A 19,897-nucleotide genomic window follows, 5' to 3' on the forward strand; every position below is an offset into this window, starting at 1 on the left:
ACTTAAAAACGCTTAACATTTTGCTTAATAATGCTTATAATGAAGATGAGAAGGGGGGAGTTTCCAATTTACCAGGAGGAACGCCTGCTGAAAATTTTGGATGAACTGAAGACCCGCACCCAACTGTCCAATGCGGATATTTGCGACCTGCTGGACATCTCCAGAGATACGGCGAGAAGGGATATTATCAAGCTGGTGGAGGAAGGCGCCGCCATAAGGACGCATGGAGGGATTGCTTTACCTTTTTTCAAAGAGGAAATCAAGGCCTACAAGGATCGCGCGACAGCCGCTTCCGAGCAGAAGCTTCACATCGCCAGGACGGCCTCCGCCTATATTGCAAACGGGGATGTCTGCTTTATGGATGTCTCGACCACGGTCCGGGAGCTGTGCGGGCTGGTTGGGGAGCACTTGACGGTATATACCCATTCGCTTGATAACGTCGAGGTCTTGGCGGGAAAGAGCGGCATTGACGTTCACCTGCTTGGCGGGAAATTTCATCATGACAACCGGTTTTTTTATGACCAGGCTGGGGCTTTGCAGCTGAACGAGGTTTATTTCGACAAGGCTTTTCTGGGGGCTGCGGCCATTATGGAAGACGGGATATACTTTGCCAACCGGGAGGATGCGCTGATCAAGAAGCTGGTTGCAGGGCGGGCCGGAAAAGTCTACGTGCTGGCGGATGCGAAGAAATTCAGTCTTACCGCTTCATTCAAGGGCATTGAATTCTCAGGCATAGATGTCTTGATTACCGACGGCGATCCGCCGGAGCATCTGCAATCTGTCATGAAGGAGAACGGGATCGAGATTATCCAAACGGCCGGGGAAGGAAAGTAGAAAATCATTGACGAGGAGCGATGCGCCATGATCAAAGCCATTTTCAGTGACATTGACGGAACTTTGCTGAATTCGCGGCATCAGATCACACCGGAGACCAAATCCGCCATACAAAAGGTGAAGGACCGGGATATTCCGTTTGTCCTCGTTTCGGCCCGGATGCCTAGCGGGATTCTGTCTTTGCAGCAAGAGCTTGAAATCAATGCGCCTGTTATTTGCTACAGCGGCGCTCTAGTCCTGGGCGGAAGCGACAGCGGGGGCCAAAGGGAAACCCTTCACAGCGTTGGAATGGGCAAGAGCAGCGTCGATCTTCTGCTTAGCATCGTAAGCGCGGACTTTCCGGGCATCAGCTTCAGTCTGTACAGCCATGACCAGTGGATTGTCGGCGACCGCTGCGACCCGTGGGTCATTCAGGAGCAGGAAATCATTAAGGTCGATCCGATTGAGCGCGAGCTGTCCTCTTATATTGAAGAAGATCATGAGATTCACAAAATACTATGTATGGGAAATCCGCAGGAGATTAACCGGCTGGCGCAAACGCTGAACAACGCGGTCCCCGGCATCAGCATTTATAAATCGAAAGACACCTACCTCGAAATCATGGATGAAATGGTGTCCAAATCATACGCGATCCGCGAGCTGGAGGAGGTGCTTCATATCTCCAACCGGGAGCTGATGGCGATCGGCGACAATTATAACGATATCGACATGATCCTGTACGCGGGACTGGGGATTGCGATGGGGAATGCGCCGGAGGAAGTGAAGCGGATTGCCGACAAGGTCACTTTAAGCAATGACGAGGACGGCTTGAAGGACGGAATTGAGAGATTTGTTTTAATATACCCTTAACATAAGAGATTTATAGTAGAAATAAGACCTTATGACAAAAAAAGGGTGGCTGAATCGATGGGAATTCATGCGTATTTCCGATCTTTGGGCGGGCTTGAGCGGATTATCCGCTGTCCGGGGAAATTCAAATTCGAGGAACACAGTGTGGCGGCCCACTCGTGGAAAGTGGTGCAGTATGCCAAGACGCTGGCGGATATCGAGGAACAGCACGGCGTGAAGATTGACTGGAAGAAGCTTTACGAGATTACGAGCAGCCATGATTATGGCGAAATCTTTATTGGCGACATCAAAACGCCGGTTAAACATTCCTCCCCGCAGCTTCGGGCGCTGATCCAGCAGGTGGAAGAGGGGATGGTGCACCATTTTATCGAGGAAAATATTCCGTCCGAATTCAAAAGCATCTTCTACAACCAGCTCCGCGAGGGCAAGGACGATTCGGTGGAAGGGCGCATTCTTGAAGTCGCCGACAAGCTGGACCAGGTGTACGAGGCGTTCGCCGAGCTGCAAAAGGGCAATACGGAGAAGGAATTTATCACGATGTACCGCAGCGCCCTCATGAAGATCAAGGACATCCCGCTGCACTGTGTCGGTTATTTTCTCGACCGCATCCTGCCGGATCTCGTTAACGAAGAAACAATGTCCCCTGTCGACATCAGGCGGATAACGGAAGAAGCATTGGCCAATTAGCAAAATGAAATAGAGAAATTTTGAGCAGAGAGCCTAACGCGTGGTTGGGCTCTTTTAATTCACACTTGACCCATTGGATTTATCGTGATATATTTTCTCCAATGAAAGTTTTAATTTCATAAACGAAGAGCCCACTGGACAAACCAACGGCCTGCCGACCTCTATCAAGAGCGAAGTAGGCCTTTTTCTATGTGCTGAAAGGGGTGGGATGGAATTTAACGCAATTTTAATACATGTAACTGAAGCAGCTTGATCAGAAAACTGAAAAGCTTTTCAGTGAAAGGTGATTGCAATGAAAGCAACGATCAAAGATGTGGCGAGCCTCGCCAGTGTATCCATCAGCACGGTATCCAGAGTATTGAATAACCCTGAAATGGTCGTTCCAAGAAAACGCCAGAGGGTGCTGGAGGCCATCCGTGAGCTGAACTATTCGCCGAATGCATTGGCCAGAGGGCTTATACATAAGCGGACCGGTACGCTCGGAGTGTTGATCCCGGATATTTCGAATCTTTTTTATTCTGCTGTGCTTAGGGGAATGGAGGATGCCGCAAACCGCTCGAATTCCAATCTCATTATTTGCAATACGGATACAAGCGCCGCACGCAGGAATTCCATCCTGAAGGTGCTGTACGAGAAGCAGATTGACGGCGTAATTTGGACAAGCGAGCCGCTTTCCCGTGATAGTTATGAAATGTTTGCAAAGCTCGATTTTCCGGTGGTGCTTGCGGCTACGCATAGTCTGGATTACAACATTCCTTCCGTAAAAGTGGACGATGAGCAGGCGGCTTACGATGCAACGGTGTATCTGATTGGGCGGGGGCATACCCGCATCGGCATGATCAGCGGTCCGAAGGCCGACCCCATCTCCGGTTATCCGCGAATCCAAGGCTTTCTCCGGGCATTAAGGGATCATCACCTCGAATTTGATGAATCGGTCTGCGTGGAATTCGGGAAATACCATTTTGAGGACAGCTATGAAGCGATGAAACGCCTTCACGGTAAATACCCGGAAATGACGGCTGTATTTGCTTCCAGTGATGAACGAGCGCTTGCTGCTATTTCTTACCTGCATGAGAATCAGATCCGGGTACCGGATGACATCTCGGTCATCGGATTTGACGGCACACGGATGGCGGGCATGAGCTTTCCCCGGCTGACGACGGTAGCCCAGCCGCTGTATGACATCGGTTATTTGGCGGTGGACAAGCTTTTGAAAGTGATCAATGGGGAGCCTATCGAGGAACTGCGAACCTGTGTGCCTCATGAAATTATTGAACGCAATTCCGTAATGGATTGTCCGCAGCTAATCTGAAGCTAATCTGAAAAGCTTTTCTATTTTGTAATAATTGTAACTTATTTATTAAATCCCATAAGGAGGAGTTAAACAATGAGAACAAAAGCAGGCAAATTAAGTATGGCGCTGATTCTGACCGGGGTACTGCTTGCGGGCTGCGGCAACTCCGGCAACAACGCTTCCGGCTCGGGCAGCGCAAGCACCGAACCCAGCGCGGCGCCTTCCGCCGCCGCTTCGGCGGCAGCCCCCGCGTCACCGGCAGCGGGCGAAAAAGTGAAAATCGTCTTCAGCCAGGGCGCAGACCAGACCGACGGCACTAAAAAACTGGTGGCGGCCTTTGAAGCAAAACATCCGGACATCGACGTCGAGGTCCGCGAGTTCCCGAATGATTCCTCGCAAATGCATGACCAGCTTCTGACGATTCTGAGTGGCCAATCCTCCGAGATCGATGTGCTGAATCTGGATGTAACGTGGCCCGCCGAATTTGCCCAAGCCGGATTTCTGCTGCCGCTGGACCGTTATATCGAGCAGGATGGCATTGATACGAATGAATACTTGAAGGGCGGTATTGAAGCGGGTTATTACAACGGCCAGCAGTGGGCGTTCCCGAGATACAACAATGCGGGTCTGCTGTACTACCGCACCGATCTGGTGAAGAAGGTTCCGGCAACCTGGGACGAGCTTCTGAAGCAGGCGGAGCAGTTGAAGGGTCAGGGCGGAACCAAGTACGGATTTGTGACACAAGGCAAGCAGTATGAAGGGTTGGCCGTTGGTTTCACCGAATTGGTTAACGCTTATGGCGGCAAAATCATTGACGATCAGGGCAATGTGGTCGTGAACAGCCCTGAGGCTTTGAAGGGACTCAAGAAGCTGATCGAGATCCAAACCTCGAAGGCGGTTCCTTCCAACCTGAATACTTTTACGGAAAAAGAAACCTTAACCGCGTTCATCGAAGGTAACGCTGTATTCGCCCGTCATTGGCCGGCCTTGTATGCGCAGGCTAACGATCCGAAAGTCTCCAAAATTGTCGGTAAAGTAGGCATTGCGCCGCTTCCGGCCGGTGATGCCCGTTCCGCGGCGGCGCTGGGCGGCTGGCTCGGGGCCATCAGCAAATACTCCCAGCATCCGAAGGAAGCGTGGGAATTCCTGAAGTTCCTGATCAGCGAAGAAGGGGAAAAAATTGTAGCCATCAACAATACGCAAACGCCAACCTACCTGAAGCTGTTCGATGATCCGGAAGTGCAGAAGGCCAGCCCGCTGTTTGCCAATCGCGATTTCGTGAACGGCCTTGGCAGCGCGGTACCGCGGACCATTACACCGCAATACGCCAAAATCTCCGGGCTGATTCAAGTGGAGGTCTCCAAAGCCATCGCCGGTCAGCAGACCGCCGAGCAAGCCCTGACTAACTTGGAAACACAAATTAAAGCTGTTGTAGCTCAATAGATAAGCGGTACGCCAAGACAGGCGGGTGAAGAGCCGTATTTACGGCTCCTCACTCGTTTTTGGGCGTAGTGCAACAAGAGTGAAGGGGTGTCATATCATGCCGCTTAAGAACAAAAGCAAATGGAGAGAAGGAAGAGCGGCATACGCCATGATTCTTCCCGCCGTGCTGATTATCGCCGCCGTTGCACTCTGGCCGCTGCTCCGTTCCTTCTGGATCAGCCTGTTCGATCTCCGGCTGAACGATCCGACCCGCAATGCCATTCACTACTCGTATTCGCTGAATGTCGAGCAGTATGCCGACCGGTTTCCCGGTCTGCTCCGTGCGGTGAAGCGGGAAGCCGGAAATGCCGGGGACGGAGGGGCGTCCGGATTGTCAGCCATCCAGAAGAAATTGGAGGAAGTCGGCCAAGGGCTAGAGGAGGACCCGGCATTTCGGGAAAGGCTCGCGCAGGTGAACGGGCTGCTGGATGCTTTTTCGCCGGTTCCGCAGGAGCTGCGGTTCATCCCGGTGGACAACGCGAAGTCCGAGCAGTTGAAGGCGGAGCTTCAAGAGATTCGAAAGGAGCTGGCGGGACTTAAGGCCGGTGGTTCTCTGGAACGTCCGGATGAGGTCATCGGGCTGACTAGCGCCCTGTTGGACACGTTCCAGGCTCCCAACTTTGTCGGATTATCACATTATAAAGAATTGATGTCCGGCGGGCGGCTGTGGGAGTCACTGAGCAATACCCTCTTATTTACCGTGTTTGCCGTAGCGCTGGAAATGCTGTTTGGTCTTCTGATTGCGCTGCTGCTGAACCGCACCTTTCGGGGGCGCGGGCTTGTGCGTGCAGCGGTGCTCATCCCGTGGGCCACGCCGACCGCCGTATCGGCCATGATCTGGCATTATTTGTACGACGGCCAGAACGGCATTGTCGCGAAGCTGCTCTACGAAGCCGGGCTGATTTCGGATATGGGGACGCTGCTGTCTTCCGGCTCCCGGGTGATGGGCTCGGTCATTATGGCGGATGTGTGGAAGACGGCTCCTTTCGTCGCTCTGCTGCTGCTGGCCGGTCTTCAGAACATTCCATCCTCCCTGTATGAAGCTGCCTGGGTGGATGGAGGCGGAAGGTGGAAGCAGTTTGTGCATGTCACCGTGCCGCTGCTGAAGCCCGCTTTTTTCGTCGCGCTGATGTTCCGTACGCTGGATGCGTTCCGCGTGTTTGATCTGATCTACGTCCTTACCGGCGGCGGCCCCGCCAATTCAACGGAATCGGTCTCCATTTACGCGTACAAAACGATGTTCAGCGAACTGGATTTCGGCAAAGGCTCGGCGCTTTCCGTCATCGTCTTTGTCTGTGTGCTGCTGATCAGCATGGCGTATGTCAAGTGGCTGGGCGCAGATGTTGTCGGCAGGCGCGCCGGGTAAGGAGGGAAAGCATGAGACCAAAGCCAGGACTGCTGTTTTATATCGCTATTGTAGCTTTTATAGGAATTGTGATTTTTCCGTTTCTGTGGGTGCTGCTTGCTTCATTAAAAGCCCCCCTGTATCTATATGGAGAGTACGCTTTCAGCATTAAGGTCCCGGCGTATACGCTGGAGAACTACATTTCCGTCTTTACGAACCATCCGTTCGGCAGATATCTGCTGAACAGCTTTGTCGTCGGCGTGCTGACGATGCTCCTTTCGATAAGCATTGCCGCCTTTGCGTCGTATGCGGTGGCAAGACTGCACTTTTTTGGCAAAACCTTTTTTCTCGGCATTCTGCTGGCCGTATCGATGCTGCCGCAAATCGCCACATTGTCGCCGCTGTTCCTGTTTATGCAATCCACGGGATTGCGCAATACGTACGCGGGGCTGGTTATCCCCTATACAACCTATGCGCTGCCGATTGCGATCTGGTATATGACTACATTTTTCAAGCAGATTCCGATTGAACTGGAGGAGGCGGCCAAGGTGGACGGCGCTTCGTTGCTGGGTATTTTTGGCCGGGTGCTGCTGCCACTGGTGTCGCCCGGGCTGTTCACGACGGCGATTATCGTGTTCGTGGACGCATGGCATGAGTTCCTGTTCGCGCTGACCATCAATACGAAGCAGTCGATGATGACGGTGCCAGTCGGCATTGCGATGTTCCAGGGGGAGTTTACGTTTCCGTGGGGAGAAATATCGGCAGCGACTGTGACGGTGACGGTTCCGGTAGTGCTGCTCGTGCTGCTGTTCCAGCGCCGGATTATCGCGGGCCTGACATCGGGAGCGGTGAAGCAATAATGTTATAAAAGGAGGATTATATTAATGAAGCGAAAAAATATTTTGCTGATGACCTCGCACGACACCGGCCGGTATTTGGGCTGCTATGGACAATCGGTTGAAACGCCTGCGATTGACGCTTTGGCCGAGGAAGGGGTGCGCTTCAGCAATTATTTCTGTCCGGCGCCGCAGTGCAGCCCGAGCCGGGGGAGCATCCTTACCGGTCTGTATCCGCAAAATCACGGCATGATCGGGCTAAGCCATCTCGGCTTCTCCATTGCCCCGGAGGTTACAACGCTGCCGATGAGCCTGAACGAAGCCGGATATGAGACGGCGCTGATCGGCTTCAGCCATGAAACGATCGGCGAAGCCGGAGGCGACCGCACTTCATCTACATACAAGCTGGGATATGAGACAGTTCTCCCGGTACCGGGCGATCGGGCCGCGGATGTCGCGGAGCGGGTCGTCTCTTTCCTGGAGGACAAAGCGGCCGGGCTGCGGGAACGGCCGTTTTTTGCTTCGGTCGGTTTCTTTGAAACCCACCGCGATTTCGACGAATACGCGCCGGTGGCTGATCCGGCGGATGAGATTGTTCCGCCGCCGTATCTGCCAGACACGGAGCGGGTACGTGAAGATTTTGCGCTGCTGCACGGCTCGGTGAAGACGCTCGATCACGGCATCGCCCGCATCCTGTCCCGGCTGGATGCATTGGGACTTGCGGAAGAGACGCTGGTGATCTATACGACCGATCACGGCATCGCCTTCCCCCGGGCCAAGGGCACCCTGATGGATGCGGGTCTGGAGACCGCGCTCATCATGCGTTGCCCGGGGACGCTGGGAGCAAGGCAGGTCAACGGCCATTTACTTTGCAATGTTGATCTGATGCCAACCTTGCTGGAGTTTGCCGGAGCTGCGGCGCCGCAGAACATCGATGGAGTCAGCTTTTACAGGCTGCTGGAGAATGCGGACGGGCCTTCGACACGCGACCATTTCTTCGCCGAACTGACCTGGCATGACGAGTATCACCCGATGCGGGGCGTCCGCACGGACCGGTACAAATATATCCGCAATTTCGAGGACGGTCCTGCCGTGTATTTGCCGCTCGACATTCATCTCAGCCCCTCCGGCCAAGAGGTGCGGGAACAATATTACAAGCCGAATGTGCCGGAAGAGCTGTACGACCTGGCGGAAGATCCGCTGGAGGAGCGGAACCTGGTCAGCGATCCGGCTTATCAAGACATACTGTTGGAGCTGCGCCGGAAGGTGGAGGCTTGGATGATCTCGGGCGCCGACCGGCTGCTGAGCGGCAAAGTCCCGGGAACCGCCGCGCCCGGCTGGCAGGAAGAATATGAGAACGGCAGCGCGTACCGCTCCAATCGGGGATAGAGGTTTGCATGAATTCGGACTGGAAGCAGGTCATCACGCATTGTGCGTTAACACCTGCTTCTTTTTGTTAATTATCATAAACCATTTTTCTATATTGCGACGGAGAATAGTGCTTGTACTCTCTAAATTTACGAATAAAGTAGCTGAAGTTTTCAAAACCCACCATCAAGGAAATCTCTAAAACTTTTAACTCGCTATTTTTTAGCAGTTTCGCTGCTTTTTCACACCGGTATTCATTAATATACGTAACTGGATTTTTCCCAACAGCTATTTGAAAGTATTTTGAGAAATAATTTTTATTCATTCCTACAAGCGAAGCTAAGTCCTCAAGAAAAATTTTATCATTGTAATGTTCCTCAATATATAGGATCACTTTTTTGGTTTTTTCTTGTTTGACTTTTGTATGAAGTCGATTTTTCAAGAAGAGTTTTCTTTCATATAAAAGATCAATGACTTCAAGGAGAATTACTTTAATACGCAAGGATGAGAGCTGGTTTTCCCCCTTTTTTATGGCAATGATATTTCGTAACTTTCCTGATAACTCCTCTTTTGATTCCTTATCTAAATGTATGGCACAAGGAAATTGCAAGGCTCCCGAGGTAATCGGCTTGATAATAGCTTGCTGGCATATGTCTGGATATTCAAAATTCAATAACTGGGGATGAAAAACAATTGCATGATGAATGGATGGACCGCTTGAGGTAACTTGATGCAAGTCTCCAGAATTGATAAAAACAAAATCTCCTTTGGAAACATGTATGTTTTCGGAATTGATCGTCACCTCCATTTCTCCCTCTTCAACATAAATAAATTCTAATTCTTCATGCCAGTGATACCCTACATAATAATCGGTTTTACGTACCTTACTGTATATATGCAACGGAAAAGACGGAGTGCCATGAATAGAATTTTCTTTTAAAGATGATTTCATTCTTATTTTCTCCTTAAAAGTGAGAATTGTGTTATAAATTTTGAAAATGTGCAAGAAAGTACTGCTAACATTCATTATACTGAAGACGTTTCCAATTGACAAAAAGGAGAGCAAAAATGAAAGAAATTCAAAAAAAATGGTGGCACAAAAGTGTTATTTATCAAATATATCCCCGTAGCTTCTACGACAGTACTGGCGATGGAGTTGGCGATTTACAAGGCATCATTCAAAAGTTAGACTATGTAAAATTATTAGGTGCCGACGTCATTTGGCTAAGTCCCGTTTATGCATCTCCCAACGTAGACAATGGCTACGATATTAGTGATTATTTCTCCATCTCATCGGAATTTGGAACTATGGAAGATATGAATAAATTGTTATTAGAAAGCAGCAAGCGCAGCATTAAAATTATTATGGATCTTGTTGTCAACCATACCTCAGACCAGCATCCGTGGTTTATAGAAGCAAAAAAATCAAAAGACAATCCGTACAGAGATTATTATATCTGGCGCGATCCGGTTAACGGCAAAGAACCCAACGAACTGAAATCGAATTTCGGTGGTTCAGCATGGGAATTTGATGAAACAACTAACCAATACTATTTGCATTTTTACAGCAAAGAACAGCCCGACTTGGACTGGGAAAACAAAAAAATGCGCAACAGCATCTGGGATATGATGAACTTTTGGATTAACAAGGGAATCGGCGGCTTCCGTATGGATGTGATTGATTTGATTGGAAAAGATCCCGATAAACAAATAAAAGAAAACGGGCCTAAACTTCATGATTATCTGCAGGAAATGAATCAAAAAACGTTTGGAACCAAAGATTTGTTAACGGTTGGAGAAGCGTGGGGCGCGACAACTGAAGACGGGAAACTGTACTCTGACCCCAAACGCAAGGAATTGAGCATGATCTTTCAGTTTGAACATATTCAGCTAGATAAAATTCCGGGCAAACAAAGATGGGATTTGAAAAAGCTGGAACTTGATGAACTAAAGCAAGTGTTAAGCAAGTGGCAATATGCTTTAAACGAAGAGGGTTGGAACAGCTTATTTTGGAACAATCACGACCTGCCCCGCATTGTATCGAGATGGGGGAATGACGGTGAATATAGGGTGGAGTCTGCCAAAATGTTGGCCACTTTATTACATGGAATGAAAGGAACCCCCTATATCTACCAGGGAGAAGAAATCGGCATGACAAATGCTGCTTTTGAGTCCATAGAAGATTATATGGATATTGAAACTCAAAATATTTATAAAGAACGAAAAGCAGCCGGTTTTAGCGAAGAAAACATTATGGAATCGCTCTATATGAAAGCAAGAGACAATGCCAGAACTCCAATGCAATGGTCGAATGCAGCAAATGCAGGATTTTCTTCAGGAAAACCATGGATGAAGCTTAATCCCAATTATCCTTCTGTTAATGTAGAAAGCGCTTTATATGATTCGGATTCTGTTTTTTATCATTATCAAAAATTAATCACGATTCGTAAACAAAATAACACACTTATATATGGTACCTATCGTCTTCTTGATTCGGATCCCAATATTTATGCTTACGAACGGATACTCGAAAACAAAAAACTGCTTATTGTATGCAATTTTTACGAGCCGGAAGCCACTTTTTCTTACTCTCCCGGAAGTCATTCAGTCGTAAACATTTTAATTAGCAACTACAGCCACTCGAGCAGCGATTTAAAAAACATCACATTGCGCCCGTATGAAGCCATTATATATGAAATCATCTGAGAGAGGGATCAGAATAATGACTAACCACAAATTCGAACGAGCTTCACAGCAAATTCTAGCTGCCGTTGGCGGATCTGAGAACATTATCAGTGCTGCGCATTGCGCGACCCGCCTTCGGTTGGTGTTAAAAGACGAATCCACTGTCAAGGCAGAAGAACTGTCAAATATTGATCTTGTAAAAGGCCACTTCAGCAATGGAGGACAATATCAGGTTATTATCGGTGCTGGTACGGTCAATGAAGTGTACCACGCTTTTGTTGAATTAGCAGGTATTAAAGAATCTAGTAAAGATGAGGTTAAAAAAGAAGCCGACAATAAAATGAATGTGGTCCAAAGACTGGTGAAATTGTTGTCCGACGTATTTGTCCCGATTATCCCGGCACTGGTAGCCGCCGGTTTATTGATGGGTATCAATAACGTTTTAACATCCAGCGGATTATTTTTCAAAGACAGGTCTTTAGTTGATGTATACCCGAACATAACCGATCTTGCGAACATGATCAATGTGTTTGCTAATGCAGCGTTTGTGTTCCTGCCGATATTAATAGGATTTTCCGCAACAAAAATGTTCGGAGGAAACCCTTATTTAGGAGCTGTCATGGGAATGATCATGGTGCACCCGGATCTTTTAAATGCATATGGATACGGGCAAGCTATTTTGAATAATAAAGTGCCGGTATGGAATGTTTTTGGACTTGAAATTGAAAAAGTGGGCTATCAAGGAACCGTGTTTCCTGTTTTAGCTGCTTCATTTATCCTGGCGCGAGTCGAGAAAAATTTACGTAAAATCGTTCCGTCTTTTCTTGATAACTTATTAACTCCGTTATTAACGGTATTTATCACAAGCTTTCTTACGTTTACTGTAGTTGGCGTTATAATGAGATCTGCCGGGAATCTTTTGGCTGATGGAATGGTTTGGCTGTATGATACACTTGGTTTCTTTGGTGGAGCCGTTTTTGGATTGATTTTATCTCCTTTGACATTAACGGGTATGCACCATAGTCTTCTTCCGATTGACATTCAGTTAATTGCTGCTGGCGGTTCGTTTTTACTGGCACTTGTTTCATGCAATAATGTTGCCCAGGGAGGCGCGACATTTGCGGCCATGCTGCTGACAAAAGACGAAAAAATGAAAAGCATTGCGGTTTCTTCCGGAATTTCCGCCCTGCTTGGCATTACGGAACCCGCAATGTTTGGCGTTAACCTGAAAATGAAATATCCATTTTATGCCGCTATGATCGGCTCAGCTTTTGGATGTGCCTTTGTAGCATTCAATCACATTTTAAACGCAGCCCCCGGACCAGCTGGACTGATCGGGTTTGTCAGTATTCAAGCTGGCAGTGTGCTGAACTTTTTAATTGCCGTCTTGATTTCTTTTGTATCGGGATTTGTAATAACGATCATTTTGTCAAAATCAAAAAAACTGAATACAGAATTAAAGCGGGTGAATAAAATCGCTTCTTAAGCATCGCGATTTTATTCACTCTACCAAACGACCATCTTGTTAAACGCTGCGGATGCCATACCATTTTATTTTCGCAACCATCCCGATTACCGCAAGCGCCAGAAACATTAAACCGCCCCAGATGATCTGATGTGTGCCCATATGCAACAAGAACTGGCCTCCTGAAGCCGTACCGATCGCAATGCCCAAATTCGAGAAAGAGACGAACAGGCTGTTGGCGAATTCCGGCGCTTCCGATGCTTCGGAGGCTAACCAGTTCTGATTGATAATAAAGCCCCCGGTATGAATGAATCCCCATACAATTACGATGATCATCATTGGAATGAAGTAAGCTCCGCCCCAGAATACGATCAGATACGTTAAGGCCAATACAGCAGGATACAGAACGGTCGTTTTGACAACATGCTTGCTAAGCAATCGCCCTGCCTGCAAATTTCCCAGCACACCGCTTGCTCCAAACAGAATTAGCATGGTGCTTATTAATTTCCCGCTCATCTTTGTAATTTGTCCGAGATATTCGGCAAAATAGCTGAATACCGCAAACATCGCCGAAATGGTCAAGCAGACGGTGGCAATGTTCAGCCATAGCTGGGGTTTAGCCAGTACGCCGAGCTGCTTTTTATAGGATAGTTTTGCCGTTACCGGCATGCTTGGAACCGAGATCAACAGACTGATTAGCGCGATCAGATTCAGAGCGGCGGAGAACAAGAATGAGGCTTCAAGTGAAAATTGATCCGCGATAAAAGAGGTGAACGGTACACCCAGAACCATTCCCACCGTACCTCCGGTAAATACATAGGCTGTCGCTTTACTCTTTTGTCCGCTTGGAAAAAAACTTGCTGCGGCTACGAAAGCCAGTGAGAAATAGACCGGGTGAAGAAAAGCGGGCAGGATACGGACGATCAGCAGAACCGAAAAGTTAGGAGCGACTGCGGACAGAAGATTGGCGATGGCAAAAAGGGCAAGCACGGAGGCCATGATCCGTTTTTTGTTAAACCCTGAGAACAGCAGCGTCATGAACGGGCCAAAAATCGCAATCGTGAGCGCAAACAAACTTACGAGCATACCGGTCTGCGAAGCGCTGATTTGATACTTCTCGCTAATTTGTATAAACGTGCCGATGACGCCAAATTCCGTGTTGACGATGCTGAACAGTCCGAACGCGATAATGGCAGAATACATATAAGCTCTCATCTGACTTTATGCCTCATTTCTGCCAGCCAGTTAACCGCAGCTTCCCTATGCTGAAAAAACTTCAACTCGTACGGGAACTCGTCGATGGTGCCGACAATCCGGTTTAGGCTTGATTTGGCGACGACTTTCTCCGGCCCAATGACGGCGCAGTATTGGATGTCCGATGCCCGTTTCACCCAGTTTTGGGAAACCCAGGCTTGATCCTCTTGACTAATGACCGACATCTTGCGGTTGTCATACAGCACTTTGCTGCCATTCATTTTTCCGGCTAATTCCACTACCTTATCCATAGCGGTACGAAACTGCTCGCCTTGGGCAAAAGCTTTCCATGTAAGTTCAACGATTTGCTGCGCTTCATTCCAGGAAATCTCGGCTTGAGGGGACTCATAATACATCATAGCTCTCACGCTCCATTTGATCATTTATTAAAAAATGTAACCTTCAGCAGTATGGGGGCCAAGGAACGCTCTGCCTGTGAGCCGCGCCAGATAGCCTGTTGTCCCTAAGGCCCCCGTATCTGATGGGACTTACGGCAATTTGATCAGGTTAAGTGTAGGGAGGGGGCCACCCGGAAACTGATGCAATTTGCCGCCGTCAGCGAGACCGCCCAGATCAATGGTGGCGAATCCGATTTTGTCATTCATGCGGGTGACTTCTGCCTTGGCGGCGGCATCGTCGCCGGATATGAAGATGACGCGGTGTCCGACAATTTGCGGGTCAGAGCCGAGCACAGCGGGAGTCAGTGTATTGAATCCTTTGACCACCCTTGCGCCGGGAACCAATTCCGAAACCACCTCACTCGACGTTTTGCCTCCAAGATCAGCCACGATGAATTCGGGAGTAATAATCGGGTTCATCGCGTCGATCACGATACGTCCGTTCCATGCCGGCAAATCGGCAACCGCTTCTTTCAGATGCTTCCAAGGCAGGGCAATAAACACAATATCGGCGGCTGCGGCCTCCTTAACGGTAACGGCTTTGCTCTTACCTCCAAGTTTGGCTACGAGCGGCGCAAGCGATTCCGGTCCGCGGCTGTTGCTCAGGAGCACCTCATAACCTGCTTTAACGACTTGTTTGGCAAATGCTTGCCCGATTTCACCTGCGCCAATAATTCCAATAGACATCGTAATTCTCCTCTCAAATTTGGGTTTTTATTTTTCAAGTTTGGACCAAGAATCAGACTGTGGTTCCGCCGTCTACATTAATGGTTGCGCCAGTCACAAAAGCGGCTCCCGGAGTGGCAAGATAAGCTACCATGTCGGCGATTTCCGCGCCCGTACCGTAGCGGCCGACCGGAATCATGCCGGAGACAACCGGGGCGTAAGGACCGTCAGCCGGGTTCATATCGGTGTCGGTCGGTCCCGGCTGCACGTTGTTGACGGTAATGCCGAGTGGAGCCAGGTCGCGGGCGAGACCCCGGGTAAGTCCGGCGACAGCCGCCTTCGACATCACATAAAGGCTGTTGCCCGGAAACGGATTGAAGTCGGCGTTGATGCTGCCGATATTGACGATGCGGCCGCCTTCGCCCATTTGAGGGGCTGCCGCCTGCACCGCCGCGAACACGGCGCGAACGTTGACGGCAACCATGCGGTCGAATTCTTCGATAGCGAATTGATCATAGGGCTTCAAGTTTGCGAGTCCGGCATTGTTCACGAGAATGTGAATGCCGCCGAAGGCTTTTACCGTTTCAGCAACCGCGCCTTTCACAGCGATGGCGTCTCCGCTATCTGCTTGAAGAGCTAGCGCGCGTCCGCCGGCCGCTTCAATTTCTTTTACCAATTCTTCCGCTTTTTGCTGCGCGCTTGCGTAGGTGAAAGCTACTGCCGCGCCGTCATTTGCCAGCCGTTTTACGATGGCTGCTCCAATACCTCGGGACCCTCCAGTTACCAGTGCCACTTTTCCAGATAAAGAATTTGTTGTTGTCATTATAAAAACCTCCTCAAGTTTTTTGTTTTGAAACGATCGGTTCAAAACTATGTGCTAAATATAACCTTGGGGGAAACGAGTTGTCAAGAGGGAAAATAAAAAAAGTGAAAAAATAAAAAAACATTCATCAAGGGAACGTGCATACCCATCAATTGTTCGATGAGGGCATGTTCCGATGATGAATGCCGCGTTTTAGATATAAGCGGGGTAAGGGGCGGTTTACGAGGGCCAAGCTTGCATCGTAAGTTCAATCACATCCTGCAATTCATCGCGGGTTGAGCCGTCCGCAGCCCGGATGGACATTCCTTCGGTGACGGTCATGATATAGCGGGCAAGCGCCGCCGGGTTAGAGCCTGCAGGCAGATCGCCGGCAGACTTCGCTTGTTCAAAGCGACGGCGCAAAGCCATTTCCGTCTCTACCCGGCGCGAAGTAAGCTCTTGACGAATCACTTCCGCGTCTTCTCCGCAAGCAATGGCTCCGCGAATGGTCAGACAACCCTTCGGGTAAGAAGGATTTGTTACGGAGTCGGCAGTAACATTCAAGAGCTTTTCGACAACGGCGCGGGCTGTCGGTTCGTTAAAAGCCGCGCTTGTCAGCTTCGGCGGACCTTCAAAGTAAAGATCAAGCGCCTGGTTAAATAATTGTTCCTTGCTGCCAAAAGTGGCATAAAGACTTGACCGGTTAATCTTCATCGCCTCGGTTAAATCCGAGAGGGAGGCGCCTTCATAACCTTTTTCCCAAAACACCTGAAGCGCACGCTCAAGTGCCTCGGTATTATCGAAGGTGCGCGGCCGTCCTGTTGCCATAATGATTTCCTCCTTATTGGATGCGGATGGACTCCGCTTATTATTCTGGAACGTTCGGTACATATATGAAAAATATCACGCGGCAGGATGGATGTCAACATACCCTCTCAAAACGGATTGGGCGCTGCTTGGCATGGCGGAAACAGAAGTTTGTGGCTTTTTCTAAAGCTCCAATGCCCCATGGATATTCACAACCTGTTCGCTGATTGATACAATAGTGATAATTTAACTCTAATTGCGGCCTCCGGATACGGGAGGTCTTTTTTTCAAAGTCGTCAGTATGATTGCAATGGACAATAGAGGAGTCGTTGGAAGGTGCAAAAAATGAACGGAACACAAACGCTCAGCCGCGCGCTGGATATCCTGTTCGCTTTGGCGGAAGCCGGCGATACGCTTACGGTCAGCGAGATTGCCGAGAAGGTCCTGGTACCGGAGAGTACCACGTATCGGCTTCTCCAGACGCTGGAGCAGAACGGCATAGTGGAGAGAAGGGGGAGAAGCCGGATCGCCCTGGGGCTGCGGATTCTGGATTTGGCAAGGAGCCTCAACCTGCAGTTTCAGCGGGACCTGCTGCCCCTGGCGCTGCCGATTATGGAGGAGCTGACGGAGAAGGTGCAGGAAACGTCGGTGCTGTTCGTGCGGACCGGCAATAATGCCGTGTGCATCCAGAATGTCAAAAGCAACAGCCTGATCCAGTTCTCCATCGAGAATGGACGCATTCTGCCGCTGCATTTGGGCGCTTCCGGTAAATGTATCCTAGCTTTTGAGAGTGACAAGGTCGCTCAGCGGATTTTTCAGACCATTGAGAGTGCCGAGGACAGAGCGCGTCTTGAGGCGGAGCTGGAAACGGCCCGGGCTCATCATTATATCATCACCAAGGGAGAGGTGGACCCCGATGTATTCGCCATCGCCGCCCCGATAACGGACGGTCATGCCCATGCGGTAGCCAGCCTGTCCGTGGCCGGTCCAAGCTTCCGCTGCAGCCCGGAACGGGAAGGGGTTATTATTGAAGCGGTGAAGCAGGCTGCGGCCGAATTGTCGCGGCGGATGGGGGCTGTACATTGATTTTTGGAATTCCGATGAAAATACTAGAATTAATAGTTGACAAAATGATGTAATGAATAATAATATTGAAATGCGGATTTCGATTATCATATGTTAATAAATACACATGCATCTCATGGTGTTGTGATTTATCTTCACCCTAATTCATATTAAATTGATTTGAATACTACATATTTGTGAGGTGTTCCACTTCTATGAAATTCATCCTGCCTCTTCGTGTAAAAATCCCGGGAACCGGGCGATGTCGACGCTCCGACGTCAAGCGGCAAGCGGCACCTTCTGCTTTCGCCATTTTATTTTAAAGGCGGTGACCCGGATTGATTGATCAGATACTCGAATATCTGTCCAAGAATCACGACGTCTATCTTAAAGCTGTGCTGACGCACATCGGCATCAGTCTTGCGGTTGTAACCATTGGCATATTGATCGCTGTTCCTTTAGGAGTGTTATGCGCCAAGTTTTTGAAGCTGTCCCAGCCGGTCCAGGGACTGTTTAACATTCTTCGTCTGATTCCGAGCCTCGCCGTTCTCGTCGTGATGATGCCGGTACTCGGAACAGGGCTGGCTCCCGCCATATTTGCGTTGACGCTGCTGGCTTTTCCGGCGATTTTGATCAACACAAGCATTGGCTTCACTGGGATCAGTCCTTCGGTTATCGAGGCGGCCAGAGGGATGGGGATGAGCCCGCGCAGGATTCTGTTCACGGTTGAATTTCCGCTTGCTTTTCCCATGATTATCACGGGAATAAGAACGGCTGCGGTGGAAGTGATTGCGAGCGCAGCGTTGGCCGCTTACATCGGCTCCGGCGGTCTTGGGGAGCTGATCATCATCGGACTCCGGCTGCCGAGTACAGCCATTTTACTTGTCGGAGGGGTATCGGTAGCGATCCTGTCCATAGCGGCGGACGTCATTCTAGCCATTACCCAGAAGAGACTTACGCGACATTTGTGGCTGAACTGATAAATATTTTTTAGTTGGGGAGAGAAAATCCATATGAAAAAATCCTTGAAGTCCATATTCACCACTTCGCTACTGGCTATCGTCGTCCTTTCTGCATTGCTCTCGCTCGCCGGCTGCTCCAAGGGAAACGCAAGCGGCCCGGCAATTACGGTAGGCTCCAAAGATTTCACGGAGTCACTGGTTCTTGCCGAGATTTACGCAAAGGCGCTCGAAGACAACGGATTTTCGGTGAAGAGAGAATTTAACATCAGCGGGCAAGGGCCTCACGAGGCGCTGCTGAAAGGCAGCATCGATTTATACCCGGAATATACCGGAACGGCGTTAACGGTTATTTTGAAGGAACCGGCATTGTTTGACGCCAAGCAAGTGTACGACAAGGTTGCCGCCGAGTACAAAGACAAGTTCAAGCTCGACGTGCTCGACCAGGCCAATATCAATGACTCGCAAGGTCTGGTTATCACCAAGAAAGCTTCGGATCAATTCGGCATCAAGACGATCTCCGATCTGCAGAAGAATGCGGACAAAATCAGATATGCTTCCAACGGTTCTTTTGACCAACGCGAGGATGGACTGCTCGGCCTGAAAAAAGTGTACGGCGAGTTCAACTTCAAATCCTCAAAGGTCTATGACGGCGGTATCAAGTATCAGGTGCTTAAAAATGACGAAGCCGATCTGGCCGTAGCGTACACGACAGAGGGCTCGCTGGTCGATCCGCAGTTCGTCGTGCTGGATGATGACAAACATCTGTGGCCTCCTTATTATGTGGCGCCAGTGGTCAGAGAGAGCGTAATAAAGGATTCGCCGAAGGTGGCGAACGTACTGAACGCCGTGTCGGCGAAGCTTGACAACCCTACGATTATCAAGCTCAACGCCGCCGTCGATATCGACAAGAAAGAGTATGAAGAAGTCGCAGGCGACTATTTCGAGACCATCAAAGCTGATGTGAAAGCGGCAGCGGACAAATAAGATTACGAACCCAATAGGAAATGAAAACCACGTATCGACCCGGGTAGTGGTTTTCATTTTTTCTTGGCGGTTGTTTAGGTAGAAAGGGGTTGATCCCGGTGAGCAGGATAGCGC

At 49.6% G+C, this 19,897-nt stretch carries 19 protein-coding genes; 13 read left to right on the forward strand and 6 right to left on the reverse strand.

Features of this window, described 5'->3' with window-relative positions; all coding sequences use genetic code 11:
• Positions 1-39: 39 nt before the first annotated feature.
• The 8 genes from VK70_RS03850 to VK70_RS03885 all read left to right on the forward strand — a co-directional run bounded on the left by VK70_RS03850 (position 40) and on the right by VK70_RS03885 (position 8,716).
• Positions 40-834, forward strand: a complete 795-nt coding sequence (locus VK70_RS03850; RefSeq protein WP_201778743.1) for a DeoR/GlpR family DNA-binding transcription regulator — start codon at positions 40-42, stop codon at positions 832-834.
• 27 nt (positions 835-861) lie between these two features.
• The gene (locus VK70_RS03855; protein WP_025694991.1) at positions 862-1,683 is read left to right on the forward strand and encodes a Cof-type HAD-IIB family hydrolase; all 822 of its coding nucleotides are present in this window, start codon (positions 862-864) and stop codon (positions 1,681-1,683) included.
• Between the two features lie 57 nt (positions 1,684-1,740).
• Complete coding sequence (locus VK70_RS03860) at positions 1,741-2,370, forward strand: YfbR-like 5'-deoxynucleotidase (protein ID WP_025694990.1); 630 nt, start codon at positions 1,741-1,743, stop codon at positions 2,368-2,370.
• A gap of 292 nt (positions 2,371-2,662) precedes the next feature.
• Positions 2,663-3,682, forward strand: a complete 1,020-nt coding sequence (locus VK70_RS03865; protein ID WP_025694989.1) for a LacI family DNA-binding transcriptional regulator — start codon at positions 2,663-2,665, stop codon at positions 3,680-3,682.
• 75 nt (positions 3,683-3,757) lie between these two features.
• A complete protein-coding gene (locus VK70_RS03870) occupies positions 3,758-5,107 on the forward strand; it encodes an ABC transporter substrate-binding protein (RefSeq protein WP_046722830.1) in 1,350 nt (449 codons plus the stop codon).
• Positions 5,108-5,204: 97 nt separating this feature from the next.
• Positions 5,205-6,512 (forward strand): carbohydrate ABC transporter permease, encoded by a 1,308-nt coding sequence (locus VK70_RS03875; protein WP_025694064.1) that lies wholly within the window; start codon positions 5,205-5,207, stop codon positions 6,510-6,512.
• An 11-nt stretch (positions 6,513-6,523) separates the two neighbouring features.
• The gene (locus VK70_RS03880) at positions 6,524-7,351 is read left to right on the forward strand and encodes a carbohydrate ABC transporter permease (RefSeq protein WP_025694063.1); all 828 of its coding nucleotides are present in this window, start codon (positions 6,524-6,526) and stop codon (positions 7,349-7,351) included.
• A gap of 24 nt (positions 7,352-7,375) precedes the next feature.
• The gene (locus VK70_RS03885; RefSeq protein WP_025694062.1) at positions 7,376-8,716 is read left to right on the forward strand and encodes a sulfatase family protein; all 1,341 of its coding nucleotides are present in this window, start codon (positions 7,376-7,378) and stop codon (positions 8,714-8,716) included.
• 67 nt (positions 8,717-8,783) lie between these two features.
• On the opposite strand, the gene VK70_RS03890 is transcribed toward VK70_RS03885, so the two are convergent.
• A complete protein-coding gene (locus VK70_RS03890) occupies positions 8,784-9,647 on the reverse strand; it encodes an AraC family transcriptional regulator (protein WP_025694061.1) in 864 nt (287 codons plus the stop codon).
• Between the two features lie 116 nt (positions 9,648-9,763).
• Here VK70_RS03890 and VK70_RS03895 point away from each other — a divergent pair, with 116 nt between their 5' ends.
• Together VK70_RS03895 and VK70_RS03900 are read left to right on the forward strand one after the other, a co-directional pair.
• On the forward strand, positions 9,764-11,401 hold the full coding sequence (locus VK70_RS03895) for a glycoside hydrolase family 13 protein (protein WP_282724603.1): 1,638 nt from the start codon (positions 9,764-9,766) through the stop codon (positions 11,399-11,401).
• 16 nt (positions 11,402-11,417) lie between these two features.
• Positions 11,418-12,866 (forward strand): sucrose-specific PTS transporter subunit IIBC, encoded by a 1,449-nt coding sequence (locus tag VK70_RS03900; protein WP_025694059.1) that lies wholly within the window; start codon positions 11,418-11,420, stop codon positions 12,864-12,866.
• Positions 12,867-12,905: 39 nt separating this feature from the next.
• Here VK70_RS03900 and VK70_RS03905 read toward each other — a convergent pair whose 3' ends face one another.
• The 5 genes from VK70_RS03905 to VK70_RS03925 all read right to left on the reverse strand — a co-directional run bounded on the left by VK70_RS03905 (position 12,906) and on the right by VK70_RS03925 (position 16,793).
• A complete protein-coding gene (locus VK70_RS03905) occupies positions 12,906-14,060 on the reverse strand; it encodes an MFS transporter (RefSeq protein WP_025694058.1) in 1,155 nt (384 codons plus the stop codon).
• Positions 14,057-14,458, reverse strand: coding sequence for an STAS/SEC14 domain-containing protein (locus tag VK70_RS03910; protein WP_025694057.1), 402 nt, complete (start codon positions 14,456-14,458; stop codon positions 14,057-14,059). The genes VK70_RS03905 and VK70_RS03910 overlap by 4 nt, the downstream gene beginning before the upstream one ends.
• 129 nt (positions 14,459-14,587) lie before the next feature.
• On the reverse strand, positions 14,588-15,184 hold the full coding sequence (locus VK70_RS03915; RefSeq protein WP_025694056.1) for an NADPH-dependent F420 reductase: 597 nt from the start codon (positions 15,182-15,184) through the stop codon (positions 14,588-14,590).
• A gap of 52 nt (positions 15,185-15,236) precedes the next feature.
• Positions 15,237-15,986, reverse strand: coding sequence for a 3-oxoacyl-ACP reductase family protein (locus VK70_RS03920; protein ID WP_025694055.1), 750 nt, complete (start codon positions 15,984-15,986; stop codon positions 15,237-15,239).
• Between the two features lie 219 nt (positions 15,987-16,205).
• The gene (locus VK70_RS03925) at positions 16,206-16,793 is read right to left on the reverse strand and encodes a TetR/AcrR family transcriptional regulator (RefSeq protein ID WP_025694054.1); all 588 of its coding nucleotides are present in this window, start codon (positions 16,791-16,793) and stop codon (positions 16,206-16,208) included.
• 324 nt (positions 16,794-17,117) lie between these two features.
• On the opposite strand from VK70_RS03925, the gene VK70_RS03930 reads away from it, so the two are divergent.
• The 3 genes from VK70_RS03930 to VK70_RS03940 all read left to right on the forward strand — a co-directional run bounded on the left by VK70_RS03930 (position 17,118) and on the right by VK70_RS03940 (position 19,783).
• Positions 17,118-17,858 carry an IclR family transcriptional regulator gene (locus VK70_RS03930; protein ID WP_025694053.1) on the forward strand — a complete coding sequence of 247 codons (741 nt, stop codon included), beginning with the start codon at positions 17,118-17,120 and terminating at the stop codon, positions 17,856-17,858.
• A 317-nt stretch (positions 17,859-18,175) separates the two neighbouring features.
• Positions 18,176-18,817, forward strand: coding sequence for an ABC transporter permease (locus VK70_RS03935; protein ID WP_025694052.1), 642 nt, complete (start codon positions 18,176-18,178; stop codon positions 18,815-18,817).
• Positions 18,818-18,850: 33 nt separating this feature from the next.
• Positions 18,851-19,783 carry a glycine betaine ABC transporter substrate-binding protein gene (locus VK70_RS03940; protein WP_025694051.1) on the forward strand — a complete coding sequence of 311 codons (933 nt, stop codon included), beginning with the start codon at positions 18,851-18,853 and terminating at the stop codon, positions 19,781-19,783.
• The last annotated feature ends 114 nt before the right edge of the window (positions 19,784-19,897 follow it).

This window comes from Paenibacillus durus ATCC 35681, assembly GCF_000993825.1.
Classification (GTDB): Bacteria; Bacillota; Bacilli; order Paenibacillales; family Paenibacillaceae; genus Paenibacillus_AQ; species Paenibacillus_AQ durus_B.